Genomic DNA, 17,159 nt, shown 5'->3' with positions numbered 1-17,159 from the left:
GCCGCACAGGTTAAAGATCAAGCTAAGGGCTGTCCCGTAATCCCCGGTGGATCAGCGCGCGGCGTCAGATGCGGTGCATCGCAAGGCGGAGGGTCGTCCTCATACTGGGCGTATTCGGTCGATCCGACAACGCAGCGAGGTGCCGTAGCTGTCGTCGTGCGCCCGCCGGGGATTACGGGACAGCCCTTAGGCCGGCGGAGGATCTCCCACCGCCTCGGCGGCGGCCCGCGCGGCGTTCTTGGCGCCGCACGGCACGCTGCACGCGCTCGCGCGGACGTTCAGAAGGCGGTCGACCACGCGAACCCGGGGTCTCCCGCACCGAGCCGATCCTCTCGAGGTGCTGTACGGCGACTGGGACGCCGAATACCCATGGGACGACTCGAGTTCTGATTCCACCAGCGGATTACCACAATTATCCACCGCCGAGAGATCCGGTCGGGTGATTATTCCCTTCCGATGCACCGGCGAACGGCTCGGCGCCGGGTCGGCCCTCGTCAATGCCACCTGCGCACCTTGCGCATGAATGAGGCCATGGCATTCGGGTGAATTGCGCGGCGCCTCTCGATCGGGAGTTGCTTGGGCCCTCTATTCCTCGTTTCACAGACTGCAGGTCGTGCGGCGAGCCGTTCAAGCTGTGCTCGCTCGGTTTCGGCCGTCACAGGGGCACGACCGCACAGAAGGGAAAGTACGTGAAGCACAAGAAGAGCGCTGCCGCCATCGCCGGCGCCATCATGGCCCTTGGTATGGCCGCCCCGGCCATGGCCGACTCGGGTGCCCAGGGCGACGCGAACACCTCCCCGGGCGTCGCCTCCGGGAACCTCGTCCAGATCCCCGTTCATATTCCGGTCAACGCGTGCGGCAATACGGCCAGCGTCGTCGGGTTGCTGAACCCGGCGTCCAGCAACGGCTGCTCGGCCAGCTGACGTCATGGCCACCGACGGCTGAGGTCCCTTTCTTTCAGCCGTCCGGCCGGGTCGCGGCCGGCCTTGGACTGCGTCTTTTCGGTTTCGGGGCCGGCCTTCCCCCTTCACCTACTTCTACCAGCAGGAAGACAACGAGATTGCGACAGACCCTGAGCAGGGGAATGGTCGCGGCGGCTGCCGCGACGGGCATTCTGTCCCTGTGCGGCAGCCCGGTGCACGCCGACTCGCACGCCGACGGCACCGCGTCCGGATCACCCGGTGTCGCGTCCGGCAACGCCGTTCAGGTCCCGGTGCACGTTCCGGTCAACCTCTGCGGTAATACGGTCAACGCGGTGGCCTTGCTGAACCAGGCCTTCGGCAACGCCTGCACCCATGGTTCGGGCGGGCAGACGACGACCTCGGGCCCACACGCCACCGGCACCACGACCGACTCGCCCGGCGTCGCCTCCGGCAACACCGTCCAGGCCCCCGTGAACGCCCCGATCAACCTCTGCGGCAACACGGTCAACGCGGCGGCCTTGCTGAACCAGGCGTCCGGCAACGGCTGTTCGCAGGGTTCCGCTGAGCAGACGACGGCCTCGGGCTCACACGCCACCGGCACCACGACCGACTCGCCCGGCGTCGCCTCCGGCAACACCGTCCAGGTCCCCGTGAACGCCCCGATCAACCTCTGCGGCAACGGAGTCACCGCGGTGGGAGGGCTGAACCCGGTGTCCGGCAACGGCTGCGCCCCCGCCGCCGCACAGCCGGCCCCCCTTCAGCCGGCAACCGTGCCACCCGCTCCGGCGGAGCCTCCGGTGCAAGGCGTCCCCGCCGTTCCGGCCCAGACGCCTCGTGACAGCGGCTCGGGCCAGACGGGCGGCAACGTCGGTTCGGGCACCACCCAGAACAACGCCGGCTCCGGAGTGTCGCAGCACCTGCCCGTCAACGACCAGGGAGCCCGGTCGCCCCAGGTCGGCACCTCGCCGCAGAAGACGCCGAACATGCCGCACATGCCGCACATGCCGCATGTCGGCACGCCCGCGGTCGCCCCGCGCGGCATGGGGGCGCACCAGGCGCCCGTGCTGGCCAAGACCGGTAGCGACGGCGTGATCGCGGCCTCGGCCGTCAGCGTCGCGATGCTGACCGGCGGTCTCATCCTGTACCGCCGGGGCCGCGTGTCCTCCCACCGGTAGCACACCGGGTGCCGGGCCCCCCGCCGGGCACCCGTGCCACCGCTCATGCGCATCTCCACCGCCCACGGCCCAGGGGCGGCGCCCATTCGTCGGGTGCCGCCCCTGGGCCGTTTCCTGTCCACGCCACGCCGGCCGGAAGTTCATCACTCGTGTCACAAAGAACCTCGCCCTGTCACACATGTCCCGGGTCCATGGCTCTTCTGTCACACCCTGTTCACAGGCCCTGACCCCGGCGCACCCCATGTCGTTGAGGGAGCACAGGCTTTGTGATCACCAGCGCAGTGCCCGGCTCCCCCGACGGCCTCCCCCTGGTCGCCGCCGTGGCGCGCGCGGGGAGGTGCCACTGATGACCGACCGCCGCCTTTGGTCGTACAAGGACATCGCCGCACACATCCGGGTGCAGCCCGACACCGTGAGGTCCTACCGCAAGCACGGTCTACTGCCCCCGCCCGACCATGTGGAGGGCGGAAAACCCTACTGGTACGCGGACACGGTCAGAGCCTGGGTCGCCTCCCGCCCCGGCAACCGCAACCGCGGAGACACCTGACGACCGCATCCCATGGAGTGGCCCGCCCTTTCCGGGGCGGGCCACTCGGCCGTTGTCGCGTTGCTCGTGCTCCGTGGCGACGCCGAGAATCCCCGGATGGAACCCGTGGCTGCCCACCTCCCGTCCGCCGACTTCTCCGCCAAGCCCGTGCTCACCGGTGCGAAGGCGCTCCTGAGGCCCTTCACCGAGGAGGACGCCGTGCCGATCGCGGAGATCCTTCAGGACCCCGAGGTCATCCGTTTCACCTTCGAGCCGTCCAACGAGCTCACCCTGGAACGGCTGCGGTCCTGGTACGCCTCCCGTCTCGTGCAGAGCGACCGGCTCGATCTGGCCGTCACGGACCTCGCCACCGGGGAAGTCCTCGGCGAGGTGGTCCTCCACGCATGGGACCCCTCGGCCCGCAGCTGCACGTTCCGGACGCTCCTCGGGCCCCGTGGGCGCGGTCGCGGGATCGGTACCGAGGCGACCCGGCTGATCGTCGGGTACGGCTTCGAGCGGCTGGGCCTGCACCGCATCTCCTTGGAGGTGTACGCCCACAACGACCGCGCGCGTCGCGTCTACGAGAAGGTCGGATTCGTGGTGGAGGGCCTCCGGCGGCAGGCGCAGTGGCGGGAAGGGCGGTGGGTGGACGAGACGCTCATGTCCCTCCTCGAGGACGAGTGGGCCGTCCACCGGGGTCGCCCCGAGGCCGGTCGGGTCACGTCCACGGTTCGATGACCGTCACCCCCTGGCCCGGTGCCGTCCCCATGGCCGCGAGGGCAGCGGGGGACGCGTCCAGGGGGATCGTCGAGGTGACCAGGAGGTCGGGGCGCAGGGCGCCGGAGCGGACCAGTTCGAGCATGGGCGGGTAGGTGTGGGCCGCCATGCCGTGGCTGCCGAGGAGTTCCAGTTCCAGGGCGATGACCCGGGCCATGGGCAGGGGGGTGGTGCCGTCGCGTGAGGACAGCAGGCCGACCTGGAGGTGACGGCCGCGCCGGCGTAGGCCGTTCACCGACGCGGCGCAGGTCGCCGGGGATCCGAGGGCGTCGAGGGAGACATGGGCGCCGCCGCCGGTGAGATCACGGACCGCCGCCGCCGTGTTCTCGGTGCGCACCGCGTCCACGCACTCCGCGGCCCCGAACTTCCGGGCCAGATCCAGCGCCTGAGGTGATACGTCGACGGCGACGACCTTCGCCCCCGCAGCCGCCGCGATCATCACGGCCGACAGGCCGACGCCCCCGCAGCCGTGCACGGCGACCCACTCCCCCGCCGTCACCCTGCCTTGCTGGACTACAGCGCGGAACGCAGTGGCGAACCGGCACCCCAGGGCGGCGGCCGTCCGGAACGACAGTTCCTCGGGCACCGCCACCAGGTTCACATCGGCGTGCTCCAGGGCCACGTACTGTGCGAACGACCCCCAGTGCGTGAAACCCGGCTGTGTCTGCCGCTCGCACACCTGCTGGTCGCCCGCCGCACAGGACGGACACCCGCCGCAGGCGCAGACAAAGGGAACGGTGACCCGGTCGCCGGGCCGCCAGCCGGTCACCCGGACGCCCACCTCCTCGATGACACCGGCGAGTTCGTGCCCCGGTACGTGGGGGAGCGTGATGTCCGGGTCGTGGCCCATCCAGCCGTGCCAGTCGCTGCGGCACAGACCCGTCGCCTCGACCCGCACCACGGCTCCGTGCTCGGACGGCACCGGGTCCGCCATCTCGCGCACCTCGGCCGGTTCCCCGTACCGCTCGAACACCACAGCGCGCATACGACCGAACCCTCCGCCCGTGTCCCGTCCCCAGCGCCTCTGGAGACCATCCCTCCGGAGGGAACGCTAGCCGCGCGCCCCCGCCTTGTCCCGGTCCCGGTCCGCCTCCTTCCGCTCCACGGTCACGGCCGGCTCCTCCTCGCGCAGCCCGAACCGCTGGTGGAAGCGCCGCAGTGGCGCCGGGGCCCACCAGGTGGCGCGGCCGGTCAGCCGCATCACCGCCGGGACCAGCAGGCTGCGGACGACCATCGCGTCCATCAGGACCGCCAGGGCGATGCCCAGGCCGAGCATCTTGGTGTTGGTGACCCGGGAGGTACCGATGGCGACCATCACCACCGCCAGGATGACCGCCGCTGCGGTGATCAGCCCGCCGGTGCGCTGCAGCCCGAAGCGCACCGCCTCGCGATGGTCGCCCCTGTGGTCGTACTCCTCCTTGATGCGGGACAGCAGGAACACGCCGTAGTCCATGGAGAGACCGAACGCCACGCAGAACATCAGGACCGGCAGGGTCGTCTCGATCGAGCCGGGGCTGGTGAAGCCGAGCAGGCCCGACAGATGGCCGTCCTGGAAGACCCAGACCACCGCGCCGAACATCGCTGTCAGGCTCAGCGCGTTGAGCACGACCGCCTGGACGGGTATCAGGACGCTGCCGGTCAGCAGGAAGACCAGGAGCAGGGTGACCGCGGCGATGAAGCCCACCGCCCAGGGCAGCCGGTCGGCTATCGCATGCTTGGAGTCGACCAGGACCGCCGCGGTGCCCGTCACCGAGGTGTCGAACGGGGCGGCCGTCGCGCGCAGTTCGCCGACCAGTCGCTGGGCGCCGACGTCCACCGCCTCACCCTTCGGCTGCACCGTGAAGTACGCCTTCTCGCCCTTCACCAGCGGTCCGTCCACCTGCCGCACCTCCGCAAGCGCGGAGATCCGGGCCTTGTACGCCGCGTACTGCGGCTGAGTCGCCCGTCCCTCGGCCAGCACCTCCAGGCCGCCGCCGGGGCTGCCCGGGAACCCGTCCCGTATGTGCTGCTGCACCACATGGGACTCGGCGCCCGAGGGGAGCTGGCGGTCGTCGGCCGTGCCGAACTTCACGCCGAGGAAGGGCAGTCCGAGGATCACCAGTCCGACGGAGGTGGCCACGGCGAAGAGCGGAGCGCGCCGCATCACCAGCGCCGCCATCCGGCCCCAGGCGGCCCCCTGCCCGTCCTCCCCGGGCGTCCCGCGCCGGAGGAGCCGTCGCAGATCGAGGGCGTTCACTCGGTGGCCGAGCAGCACCAGGGCCGCCGGGAGCAGGACCAGTGCGGCTCCCGCGGCCAGCAGCACCACCGCGATGCCCGCATAGGCGAACGAACGCAGGAAGTACTGCGGGAAGACGAGCATCGCGGCCAGGGAGACGGCGACCGTCAGGGCGGAGAAGAGGACCGTGCGGCCCGCCGTGCGCAGGGTGACCGCGACGGCGCCCAACGGGTCGGCCCCCGTGGACAGCTCCTCGCGGAACCTGCGCACGATGAACAGCGCGTAGTCGATGGCGAGGCCGAGGCCCAGGGCCGTGGTGAGGTTCAGCGCGAAGACGGAGACGTCGGTGAACTCGGTGAGCCCCCGCAGCACGGCGTTGGTGCCGAGGATGGCGACGATGCCGACGCCCAGCGGCAGCAGGGCCGCGACCGCACTGCCGAAGACCATCACGAGCAGCACGAGGGTGATCGGCAGGGCGATCAGCTCGGCCCGGGTCAGATCCTCACGGATGGTCCTCTGCATCTCGGAGCGCACCGCGACCGGGCCGCCGACCTTGACCTCCACCGGGCCATGCGCACCCCGGTAGTGGGGTGCAATGAGATCCAGGGTGTCGCTCGCGGTCTTCTCCTCACCCGTGATGCGCGCCGCGATCAGCGCCTCGTGGCCGTCCTGGGCGCGCAGCGCGGGTAGGCCCGACTGCCAGTAGGAACCGACTCCCGTGACGCCCCGCTCGGAGGCGAGCCGCATGATCAGGCGCTTGGCCTCCGCGGCGACCGCCGGGTCGTCGACGGACCGGTGCCCCGCGTCCACGAGGAGGAGCAGATTGGGCTGTGAGCCGGGGAACTCCCGCTCCAGCGCCCGGGTCGCGTAGGTGGACTGCGCGGCCGGGTCCTCCCAGCCGCCACTGCCCAGCCGGTCGGCGACACCGCTGCCGGCGACCACCGCGAGTGCGGTGAGCACCAGCGCGAGGAGCAACGACAGCCGGGGCCGGGCGGTCACCAGCCGGGTCCATCCGCCCGGTCCCGGCACACCCCCTCCGCCGACCTTTTCCCGGCCGCTCCCGCGGTTGACTTCGGACATGACGCGGTGTCCCCTTCACCGTGACCCCGCACCCGTACATCCGTGTCCGTGCAGGCAGCATGGGTCGTCCATTGCCCATAGAATGGCAAACACGAGTCGTTGCTCGCGTTTCTCAAGAATGCGAGCGACCGCTCGCGTTTGTCAATCGCGTTCCGAGAGCTGGGGATAACGCGTGCCCAAGAGCCAGCGGGTCGAGGGGCCGGTCATCGGGCCGACCGTGGAGCCGGCCCAGGAGCAGCGGCCGCCGGCCGAGCAGGAGTGGCAGGCCGAGCCGCAGCCGCACACCGAGCAGCAGCCGCGCGAAGGCAGGCCGCGCCGCCGACAGGCCCGCGGCGAGCGCCGTATCGCGCAGCTCCTGGAAGCCGCGGCCGCGGTCTTCTGCCGCACCGGCTACACCGCCGCGAGCACCAACGCGATCGCCCGCGAGGCCGGCGTATCGCCGGGCACGCTCTACCAGTTCTTCCCGAACAAGGAGGCGATCGCGGTCGGCCTCAGTGAGCAGTTGCTGCACCAGTGGCAGGAGTCACAGGGCCGGGCGCTCGCCGACGACAACATCGGGCTTCCGCTCGAGGAGCTGCTCGACGCGGCGCTCGACCCGCTGATCGCGTTCAACGTGGAGAACCCGGCCTTCGGCGTCCTGCTGCACGGCCCCGACGCTCCCGGACCGATCGCCCAGGAGCACGGCAACCTGCACGCGGCCTCGCTCACCCGCATCGAGGAGATCGTCGCGGGATACCTGCCGGGCGCCCAGCCCGACAACCGCACCCGCACCGCGAACATGCTGCTCGCGCTCTTCAAGGCCGGCCTCGACCTGATCATGTCCCACGAGGGCGCCGAACGGGAGGCGTACATCGCCGAGCTGAAGACCGCGATGTACCGCTACCTCAAGCCCCTGCTGGACGACGACCGCGACTGAGCAGCCGAAGACGGGTCGCCCCGCCCGGCCCCGAACCTTCTTTGATGAATACCCCCTAGGGGTATACTGTGATTCACGTCAGCCCCACACGCCTCCCCGAGGAGTATCGACATGGCCGCGCAGACCGACACCCCGGGCTCCGTGACGACCGTCTACAAGGTGAGCGGGATGAGCTGCGGACACTGTGAAGGCTCAGTCTCCGGCGAGATCTCCGGGATCGCCGGCGTCAGCTCGGTCACGGCCGTGGCGTCCACCGGCGAGGTCACGGTGGTCTCCTCGGCGCCCCTCGACGACGAGGCCGTGCGCGCCGCCGTCGACGAGGCGGGCTTCGAACTCGCCGGCAAGGCCTGAACGGCCAGCACCTGCTCTCCGACCCGGCCGTACCGACCAGCTGATACTGGCTCCGTACGGCCCGGTCCGATGTCTGGAGTCCGGACATGACCAGCACCGCAGCACCCACTCCGACAGCGGGAGCCGTACGCTCCGAGGTCGAACTCACGATCGGGGGCATGACCTGCGCCTCCTGCGCGGCCCGGGTCGAGAAGAAGCTCAACCGCATGGACGGAGTCGCCGCCACGGTGAACTTCGCCACCGAGAAGGCGAAGATCTCGTACGCCGACGGGATCGAGGTCGCCGACCTGATCGCCACCGTGGTGAAGACGGGCTACACGGCCGAGGTACCCCCGCCGCCGCTACCCGAACGGCCCGAACCACCCCGGGAGCCGGAGAACTCCGCGGCGCCCGGGGAAGACCCCGAGACGGCGGCCCTCCGACAGCGCCTGACCGTCTCCGCCCTGCTCGCCCTGCCCGTCGTCCTGCTGGCGATGGTCCCGGCCCTGCAGTTCGACAACTGGCAGTGGCTCTCGCTGACACTGGCCTCACCCGTCGTCGTCTGGGGCGGACTGCCCTTCCACACGGCGGCGTTCACGAACGCCCGGCACGGCGCGGCCACCATGGACACGCTCGTCTCGGTCGGTACGCTCGCGGCCTTCGGCTGGTCACTGTGGGCGCTGTTCTGGGGGGATGCCGGAATGCCCGGCATGCGCCACGGCTTCGACCTCACCGTCTCCCGTACGAACGGATCTTCGACCATCTACCTCGAAGTCGCCGCGGGTGTCGTCGCGTTCATTCTGCTCGGCCGCTATCTGGAGTCCCGCTCCAAGCGACGCGCGGGCGCGGCCCTGAAGGCGCTGCTCGAACTGGGCGCGAAGGACGTCGCGGTGGTACGGGACGGTCGCGAAGTGCGCGTGCCGGTGGCCCGGCTGACCGTCGGCGACCGGTTCGTCGTACGACCCGGTGAGAAGATAGCCACGGACGGGACCGTCGTGGAGGGCGCCTCGGCCGTCGACGCGTCCATGCTGACCGGGGAGTCGGTGCCGGTCGACGTGTCCGTGGGCGACCCGGTGACCGGTGCGACCGTGAACGCCGGGGGCCGGCTGGTCGTCGAGGCGACCCGGGTCGGTGCGGACACCCAGCTCGCCCGGACGGCACGGCTCGTGGAGGACGCGCAGAACGGCAAGGCCGAGGTGCAGCGCCTCGCCGACCGCGTCTCCGGGATCTTCGTGCCCGTCGTGCTGCTGATCGCCCTCGGCACGTTCGGGGTGTGGCTCGGCGTCACCGGCGACACGGTCGCCGCCTTCACGGCGGCCGTCGCGGTGCTGATCATCGCCTGCCCCTGCGCGCTGGGGCTCGCCACTCCGACCGCACTGATGGTCGGTACGGGCCGCGGCGCTCAGCTCGGCGTCCTCATCAAGGGGCCGGAGGTGCTGGAGTCCACGCGGCGGGTCGACACGGTGGTCCTGGACAAGACCGGGACGGTCACCACCGGCCGGATGACCCTGCAGGGGGTGTACGCCGTCGAGGGCATGGACGAGAAGGAGGTCCTGCGGCTCGCAGGAGCCCTGGAGCACGCCTCCGAGCACCCGATCGCCCAGGCGGTCGCGGCAGGCGCCCAGGAGCGCGTCGGTGACCTTCCGGTGCCGGAGCGCTTCGAGAACGTCCCCGGGCTCGGCGTGCGCGGGCGCGTGGAGGGCCAGGAGATCACGGTGGGCCGGTTCCCGGACACGCTTCCGGAGGCGCCGGCCCGGGCGAAGGCGGAGGCCGAGGCGGACGGGTGCACGGCCGTGGTGGTCGCGCGGGACGGAGTGGCACTCGGTGTCGTGACCGTCGCCGACGCGATCAAGGAGACGAGCGCCGAGGCGGTACGGCAGCTGCGGGCACTGGGGCTGACGCCGGTGCTGCTGACCGGCGACAACCGGGCGGTTGCCGAGGCGGTGGCGCGCGCCGTGGGCATCGACGCCGACGCCGTGATCGCCGAGGTGCTGCCTCAGGACAAGGTCGAGGCCGTCAGGCGGCTGCAGCGCGAGGGGCGGACCGTCGCCATGGTCGGCGACGGCGTCAACGACGCGGCCGCGCTCGCCACCGCCGATCTGGGCCTGGCCATGGGTACCGGGACCGACGCCGCGATCGAGGCGAGCGATCTGACCCTCGTGCGCGGGGACCTGCGCGTGGCCGCGGACGCGATCCGGCTGTCGCGGCGGACCCTGGCCACGATCAAGGGCAACCTGGCGTGGGCCTTTGCATACAACGTGGCCGCGCTGCCGCTGGCCGCCGCCGGGCTGCTCAACCCGATGATCGCGGGTGCCGCCATGGCCTTCTCCTCGGTGTTCGTGGTGACGAACAGCCTTCGACTCCGGGCATTCTCCTGACGGAGGAGTAAGAGTCCCTCTAGAGTCCGACGCGTGCCTCACATAAGCTCTTCACAAGGCTCGCGCATCATCCTTACGCTGGGGCCTCGATCGCCATATCGAGGCTCTTGCGTATCTTCAGGACATATGCAAGAGACGCAGATCACAGTGATGTGAACGTAACCAACGGAAGGGTTCGTGAGTCTAAGTTGGCGATGTCGGGAGCGTCTTGGGGGGCGTGACTGACATCTGGGGATGTCTTGGGGGACGTTCCCAGGCACTGCGTTGCCGGGGCACGTACACCGGGGAGCTTTGAGCGGCCCTCCCGTCCGTACGCGTCCCGGCAGACCGCACCGCAGTGGTACGTCGAGTTTTGCTCGTTTTGCTCGCAGCGATTCAGGCGCTGTCCCGCAGATGCCCGGCCGGATCCCGTGGGGGGAATCCGCACCGGGACATGGGAAGGCGCCCCGGTCGTCGGCCCGTGGGGGGACTGACGCACTGGGGCGCCTTTCGCCTGTTTGTGCGCATCCCGCGTACGCCCCGCAGGAAGCACACGGCGTACGCCGCTCTACGACGGCGTACGCCTCACGTACCTGCCGTGCTCAGCTGTCAGCCTGCTCAGCCGTCTGCCGTGCTCAGCTGTCAGCCTGCACAGCCGCCTGCCGTGCTCGGCTGCCTGCGGTGCTCAGCTGCGTCCGAGGCTCAGCGCTCTTCGACCGGAACGAAGTCGCGCTCCACAACGCCCGTGTAGATCTGGCGCGGGCGGCCGATGCGGGAGCCCGGCTCCTTGATCATCTCGTGCCACTGGGCGATCCAGCCCGGAAGGCGGCCGAGGGCGAACAGGACCGTGAACATCTCGGTCGGGAAGCCCATCGCGCGGTAGATCAGACCGGTGTAGAAGTCCACGTTGGGGTAAAGCTTGCGCTCGACGAAGTAGCTGTCCGACAGCGCGTGCTCCTCCAGCTTGAGCGCGATGTCGAGGAGCTCGTCCTCCTTGCCGAGGGCGGAGAGCACGTCGTGCGCGGCGGCTTTGATGATCTTGGCACGCGGGTCGAAGTTCTTGTAGACCCGGTGGCCGAAGCCCATCAGGCGGACGCCGTCCTCCTTGTTCTTCACCTTGCGGATGAAGGTGTCGACGTCGCCGCCGGAGTCGCGGATGCCCTCGAGCATCTCCAGCACGGACTGGTTGGCGCCGCCGTGCAGCGGGCCCCACAGCGCGTTGATGCCGGCCGAGATCGAGGCGAACATGTTCGCCTGCGACGAGCCCACCAGACGGACCGTGGAGGTCGAACAGTTCTGCTCGTGGTCCGCGTGCAGGATCAGCAGCTTGTCGAGGGCGGAGACCACGACCGGGTCGAGCTCGTACTCCTGCGCGGGCACCGAGAACGTCATGCGCAGGAAGTTCTCGACGTACCCGAGGTCGTTGCGCGGGTAGACGAAGGGGTGGCCGATCGACTTCTTGTAGGCGTACGCGGCGATCGTCGGAAGCTTGGCAAGCAGGCGGATGGTCGAAAGGTTGCGCTGCTTCTCGTCGAACGGGTTGTGGCTGTCCTGGTAGAAGGTGGACAGCGCGGAGACCACCGAGGACAGCATCGCCATCGGGTGCGCGTCGCGCGGGAAGCCCTTGTAGAAGTTCTTGACGTCCTCGTGCAGCAGGGTGTGCCGCGTGATGTCGTTCTTGAACGACGAGAGCTCGTCGACGGTGGGCAGCTCGCCGTTGATCAGCAGGTAGGCGACCTCCAGGAAGGTGGAACGCTCGGCCAGCTGCTCGATCGGGTAGCCGCGGTACCGGAGGATGCCCTGCTCACCGTCGAGGTAGGTGACGGCGGATTTATAGGCAGCGGTGTTGCCGTAGCCGCTGTCCAGGGTGACCAGACCGGTCTGGGTGCGGAGCTTCCCGATGTCGAAGCCCTTGTCGCCGACGGTGCTGTCGACCACCGGGTAGGTGTACTCGCTGCCGTCGTACCGCAGTACTACAGAGTTGTCGCTCACGTCTTCCCTCACCGACGTAGTGCCTCATCTTCGAGGTGCCCTGACTGTCTCTACCATCCCCCATTTGGCTCAGGAGAGTGCACTCGGGGTCGACCATTGGGCTCATTGGCGGCACTGAGTGCCGCCAATCTGCTCATCCTGCCCCCTTCGCCCTGGTTCTGGAAGTGCTCTGTGACCTTCGCGACTCATTTGATCGATCATTTTTTTCGATCGACCCGGAGGGGCTCAACTCGTCAGGGGGCCGGGGGCCAGCCTGAAGTCCAGGGACGTGCAGCGGCGGCCCGCCGAGACCGTGCGGACCGCCTGGCCGATCGCCTTGCGGGAGCCGACAAGGACGACCAGCTTCTTGGCGCGGGTAACCGCCGTGTAGAGCAGATTCCGCTGAAGCATCATCCAGGCTCCGGTGGTGACCGGGATCACCACCGCCGGATACTCGCTGCCCTGTGAGCGGTGGATGGTCACCGCGTAGGCGTGTGCCAGCTCGTCGAGTTCGTCGAATTCGTAGGGAACCTCTTCGTCCTCGTCCGTCAGTACCGTCAGTCGCTGGTCGACCGGGTCGAGCGCGGTGACCACGCCCACGGTGCCGTTGAAGACGCCGTTCTCACCCTTCTCGTAGTTGTTGCGGATCTGGGTGACCTTGTCGCCGACGCGGAAGACGCGCCCGCCGAACCGCTTCTCGGGCAGATCGGGGCGGGCGGGGGTGATCGCCTGCTGGAGCAGCCCGTTGAGGGCGCCCGCGCCGGCCGGTCCCCGGTGCATGGGCGCGAGCACCTGCACATCCCGGCGCGGGTCGAGGCCGAACCGGCCCGGGATCCGCCGCGCCGCCACGTCCACGGTGAGCCGGCCGGCCTCCTCGGTGTCGTCCTCGACGAAGAGGAAGAAGTCCTTCAGACCGTCGGTGAGCGGGTGTTGCCCCGAGTTGATCCGGTGCGCGTTGGTGACGACACCGGACTGCTGGGCCTGGCGGAAGACACGGGTGAGACGGACGGCGGGGACGGGGCTGCCGTCCGCGAGCAGGTCCCTGAGGACTTCCCCGGCGCCGACGCTGGGCAACTGGTCGACGTCACCGACGAAGAGGAGGTGCGCGCCGGGCGGCACTGCCTTCACCAGCTTGTTGGCGAGCAGCAGATCGAGCATGGACGCCTCGTCGACGACGACCAGGTCCGCGTCGAGCGGGCGGTCCCTGTCGTACGCCGCGTCGCCGCCGGGCCTCAGCTCGAGGAGCCGGTGCACGGTGGAGGCCTCGGCCCCCGTCAGCTCGGACAGACGCTTGGCGGCCCGTCCGGTGGGGGCGGCCAGGACGACCTTCGCCCGCTTGGCGCGGGCGAGTTCGACGACGGACCGTACGGTGAAGGACTTGCCGCAGCCGGGTCCTCCGGTCAGGACGGCGACCTTCTCGGTCAGGGCCAGCCGTACGGCCGCCTCCTGCTCGGGTGCCAGATCGGCTCCCGTACGCCCCTTCAGCCATCCCAGCGCCTTGTCCCAGGCCACGTCCCGGAAGGCGGGCATACGGTCCTCGTCCGTGCGCAGGAGCCGCAGCAGCTGGGCGGAGAGGGAGAGTTCGGCGCGGTGGAAGGGGACGAGGTAGACGGCGGTGACCGGTTCGCCGCCGTCCGGTCCGGGGACCCTCTCCCGTACGACACCGGGGTCGGAGTCGTCCTCCGGGGGCGCCGCCAGCTCGGCCAGGCACTCGATGACCAGCCCGGCGTCGACCTGGAGAAGCTTGACCGCGTCCGCGATGAGCCGCTCCTCGGGGAGGTAGCAGTGGCCCTGGTCGGCGGACTGCGACAAGGCGTACTGGAGGCCGGCCTTGACGCGCTCCGGGCTGTCGTGCGGGATGCCTACGGACTGCGCGATCCGGTCGGCGGTGAGGAAGCCGATGCCCCAGACATCGGCGGCCAGGCGGTAGGGCTGGTTCTTGACGACGGAGATGGAGGCGTCGCCGTACTTCTTGTAGATGCGCACGGCGATGGACGTGGAGACCTCGACGGTCTGCAGGAAGAGCATGACCTCCTTGATCGCCTTCTGCTCCTCCCAGGCGTCGGCGATCTTCCTGGTCCGTTTCGGGCCGAGGCCGGGCACCTCGATCAGCCGCCCCGGCTCCTCCTCGATGATCTGCAGGGTGTCCAGGCCGAAGTGCTGGGTGATGCGGTCGGCGAAGACGGGGCCGATGCCCTTGACGAGGCCGGAGCCGAGGTAGCGGCGGATGCCCTGGACGGTGGCCGGGAGGACAGTCGTGTAGTTCTCCACGGTGAACTGCTTGCCGTACTGGGGATGGGAGCCCCAGCGTCCCTCCATCCTCAGCGACTCCCCCACCTGGGCGCCGAGGAGCGCGCCGACGACGGTGAGCAGGTCCCCGGCGCCGCGGCCGGTGTCGACGCGGGCGACCGTGTATCCGTTCTCCTCGTTGGCGTAAGTGATTCGCTCGAGCACGCCTTCCAGCACGGCCAGACGCCGCTCCTCGGCACCTGCCTGCCCTGCCTGCCCCGCCCGACTCGCCTCCTGGGTCATGATCCGACGCTACCGCCGGGGGGTGACAGACGGGGGTGGGTGGGGGACATCCCGGCACCGCTCACGACTCGGGGCCATCCGGCAAGCCATCGACGTACGACTCGACACCGCCCAGAACGCCTCGGAGCCGCTCCTCACCTCGCCGTTGCACAACTCGCCGACCCATGCGTCGAAAGCCGGGAGCGTGCGTGAACACGTCGTATCGGAACGGCACCTCGAAACTTCCTCGAACGTCCGACGCGCTGACGTCCTGATCGAAAAGTTCTGGCGCCCGTCTCCGTGTGTGCCGGAAGCGCCTCCAGTTCCGTAACCCGTCGCAAGAGCTCCGTTCCACCGGCAACCGGAATTAGTGAAATCATTTGCTTTCCGCGTGCCATTCCTTCGTCGGATTTCCCTCTTCATCCCATTCAAACTGTGCCAACTGCCGAAGCCCGTTGGCACTCATGACTGTCCGGGCCGCGAGTCTGCCGTTCGGGTGCCATCGCCTGAACTCACCGGCAGGAAACCCGTCCCGCATGACCCCCTCCGACCTGAGAGTGCCGTCTGTGTACCACTCGCGGACGGGGCCGTCTTCGACTCCATCCTCGTACGTGATGAGACTGACGAGTGCACCCAGCTGATACTCGACGGCCTCGCCGGTGAAGGGGTTGCCCCGATAGTAAAGACGCTCGCCGTCGTCCATGGTCACGTCGGGATCATCAATATCAATTCGGTGCATGCTCATCAGGGAATCCAGTTCTCGGGTCCAGGAGGGTCCTTGAGGAAGCGCCCATAGCTGCTGGGCATACCTTCCAGCATATGGTTGCAGTTGCCGCAGAAGGGCGCCGGGCGGGGATGCACCCCTGTCTCCGGGTTCGGCTGGAAGGGGAACTGTACCGACGCCCGCAGCTCTCTCAATGCGGAGGCGTCGTCCGGGAGCCCGAGTTCCCGACGTGCCCAGAGCAACTCATTCGCCGCCTTCACTTCGGCGTGAGCAAGGATAGGCGCTCGGTGAGGTGGCGCGTCGGCGATCTGCTCGTAGCGTTCAAGCAACGTAGGATGCACACGGTCCAGAGGCAGCAGTCCAGCCGCGCCCTTGGGTCCGTTGATTCCCTCTACCACTCGTCCGGTGCGCAGGTCCACTACCGATCCGACACAGGCTCCTGTCTGGGCACGTGGGAAGGCTCCGGATTCCTTTGCTTGCAAGTACTCCAGAGCACGTTCATGAGAAACCTGGTCCAGGAATTCGCTGACTGGCCGACCGTCCACTTGGGAGATGAGGCCGTCTTCTGTGCGTTGGAGGCGGCTTTCCGGCAAGTCGCCGAGGAGCTTCTCGCCGGGCCCGGGGGGAGGTAGGGGGTTGTTGTCGATCTGAGCGTTGTCAAAGGGCGGCGAACCGTCGTGACCGTGCGAAGGGGCTGCCTCATGACCGGTCTCGTGGTGCGCTCCGCTTCCACCATGGGATTCGACCGTGTGATCGGGGTATTCACTGCTGCCGTGGCCCTCGGTGTGGGTCACCTGCCCATCTCCACCACCATGGGTGCTGCCGTCGGCATGGTGGTGCACAGCAGAGTCATCGTGGTGAGGCGTACCAGAGTGCGGATCGCCCGAACCGCCACCATCACCACCGGAGTGACCGCTCGGCGGTTCGTGGCCGGCGGAGGGGCCTGCGCTGTGTTCGTGGGCGCTCCCGCCCGGAAGGTGGTCTCCGGCGTGGCCGCCCGGCAGGTTGTCGCCCGCATGGCCGCCCGGGAGTTGGTCACCGGCGTGCCCGCCCGGCAGGCCATCGCCTCCGGCGTGGACCGTCGGTACGTGGTCTCCGCCGACGTGGACCGGGGGGACGTTCTCGGCGCCGGCATGTGACGCCGCGTGGTCGCCGGTACGGCCGGCATCGCCCAGGTCGCTGCCCAGGTGGACCGACTGGCCCGCGTGGTCGACGGTCGGGGTGGCCGCGCCCACCAGGGCCGGTTCCTTCAGCGGGGAAGGCGTGTGCGGGACGTCCGATCCCGTGGCAGGGTGGAGGTCGGTGCCGCCCGGTTCCTTCGGGGCGTCGCCCGCGTGCTGTACGACGTTGCCCTGGTGATCGAGGATGTTGCCCTGCGGGTCCAGGTACCGCGCCGGGGCGACCTCCCCCGTGGGCAGCTTGGTCGTCCCCTCGGGCAGCACCGGCGCGTCGTGCGGGAGCCGGTAGTTGCCGTCCGGGAGCTTCACCGCGTCCTTCGGGATCACCGACCCCTCCGGCAGGTGCACCGTGCCGTCCGGGAGCTTCACCGCGCCCTCGGGCAACGTGATTGCGTTCTCCGGGAGTTTGGGGATGTCGATGCCGGCGACGCCCTTCAGCCCCTTCGCGATGTCGCCGATCTTCGACAGACCCGCAC

12 protein-coding genes and 1 pseudogene are annotated in these 17,159 nt (G+C 69.5%); 7 read left to right on the top strand and 6 right to left on the bottom strand.

What is annotated here, in order from left to right; all coding sequences use genetic code 11:
• Positions 1 to 731 precede the first annotated feature (731 nt).
• The 4 genes from AAW14_RS37570 to AAW14_RS37545 all read left to right on the top strand — a co-directional run bounded on the left by AAW14_RS37570 (position 732) and on the right by AAW14_RS37545 (position 3,362).
• Positions 732 to 923, top strand: coding sequence for a chaplin (locus tag AAW14_RS37570; RefSeq protein ID WP_265568956.1), 192 nt, complete (start codon positions 732 to 734; stop codon positions 921 to 923).
• A gap of 137 nt (positions 924 to 1,060) precedes the next feature.
• The gene (locus tag AAW14_RS39580) at positions 1,061 to 2,098 is read left to right on the top strand and encodes a chaplin (protein ID WP_322741163.1); all 1,038 of its coding nucleotides are present in this window, start codon (positions 1,061 to 1,063) and stop codon (positions 2,096 to 2,098) included.
• A gap of 346 nt (positions 2,099 to 2,444) precedes the next feature.
• A complete protein-coding gene (locus AAW14_RS37550; protein WP_265568955.1) occupies positions 2,445 to 2,645 on the top strand; it encodes a helix-turn-helix transcriptional regulator in 201 nt (66 codons plus the stop codon).
• Between the two features lie 96 nt (positions 2,646 to 2,741).
• Positions 2,742 to 3,362, top strand: coding sequence for a GNAT family N-acetyltransferase (locus AAW14_RS37545; protein WP_265568954.1), 621 nt, complete (start codon positions 2,742 to 2,744; stop codon positions 3,360 to 3,362).
• Here the strand turns inward: AAW14_RS37545 and AAW14_RS37540 are convergent.
• Positions 3,343 to 4,386, bottom strand: coding sequence for a zinc-dependent alcohol dehydrogenase family protein (locus tag AAW14_RS37540; RefSeq protein WP_265568953.1), 1,044 nt, complete (start codon positions 4,384 to 4,386; stop codon positions 3,343 to 3,345). The two genes, AAW14_RS37545 and AAW14_RS37540, sit on opposite strands and share 20 nt — an antisense overlap.
• A 66-nt stretch (positions 4,387 to 4,452) precedes the next feature.
• On the bottom strand, positions 4,453 to 6,696 hold the full coding sequence (locus tag AAW14_RS37535; RefSeq protein WP_265568952.1) for an MMPL family transporter: 2,244 nt from the start codon (positions 6,694 to 6,696) through the stop codon (positions 4,453 to 4,455).
• Positions 6,697 to 6,868: 172 nt separating this feature from the next.
• On the opposite strand from AAW14_RS37535, the gene AAW14_RS37530 reads away from it, so the two are divergent.
• The 3 genes from AAW14_RS37530 (at position 6,869) to AAW14_RS37520 (ending at position 10,320) form a co-directional block, all read left to right on the top strand.
• On the top strand, positions 6,869 to 7,612 hold the full coding sequence (locus AAW14_RS37530) for a TetR family transcriptional regulator (RefSeq protein ID WP_265568951.1): 744 nt from the start codon (positions 6,869 to 6,871) through the stop codon (positions 7,610 to 7,612).
• Between the two features lie 111 nt (positions 7,613 to 7,723).
• Positions 7,724 to 7,963: a heavy-metal-associated domain-containing protein gene (locus tag AAW14_RS37525; protein ID WP_265568950.1), complete on the top strand. Its 240-nt coding sequence runs from the start codon at positions 7,724 to 7,726 to the stop codon at positions 7,961 to 7,963.
• Between the two features lie 86 nt (positions 7,964 to 8,049).
• Complete coding sequence (locus AAW14_RS37520; protein ID WP_265568949.1) at positions 8,050 to 10,320, top strand: heavy metal translocating P-type ATPase; 2,271 nt, start codon at positions 8,050 to 8,052, stop codon at positions 10,318 to 10,320.
• Between the two features lie 681 nt (positions 10,321 to 11,001).
• Here AAW14_RS37520 and AAW14_RS37515 read toward each other — a convergent pair.
• From AAW14_RS37515 to AAW14_RS37500, 4 genes and pseudogenes are all read right to left on the bottom strand, one after another.
• A complete protein-coding gene (locus AAW14_RS37515) occupies positions 11,002 to 12,291 on the bottom strand; it encodes a citrate synthase (RefSeq protein ID WP_265568948.1) in 1,290 nt (429 codons plus the stop codon).
• Positions 12,292 to 12,516: 225 nt separating this feature from the next.
• Complete coding sequence (locus AAW14_RS37510) at positions 12,517 to 14,802, bottom strand: ATP-dependent RecD-like DNA helicase (protein WP_265568947.1); 2,286 nt, start codon at positions 14,800 to 14,802, stop codon at positions 12,517 to 12,519.
• 355 nt (positions 14,803 to 15,157) lie between these two features.
• On the bottom strand, positions 15,158 to 15,526 hold the full coding sequence (locus AAW14_RS37505; protein WP_265568946.1) for a toxin-antitoxin system YwqK family antitoxin: 369 nt from the start codon (positions 15,524 to 15,526) through the stop codon (positions 15,158 to 15,160).
• A pseudogene (locus AAW14_RS37500) lies at positions 15,526 to 17,159 on the bottom strand (YwqJ-related putative deaminase); the annotation flags it as partial. The gene AAW14_RS37505 and the pseudogene AAW14_RS37500, both read right to left, overlap by 1 nt.

It is taken from the genome of Streptomyces hygroscopicus, assembly GCF_026168105.1.
GTDB lineage: Bacteria > Actinomycetota > Actinomycetes > Streptomycetales > Streptomycetaceae > Streptomyces > Streptomyces hygroscopicus_D.
This window is presented reverse-complemented; position numbering and strand designations above follow the sequence as displayed.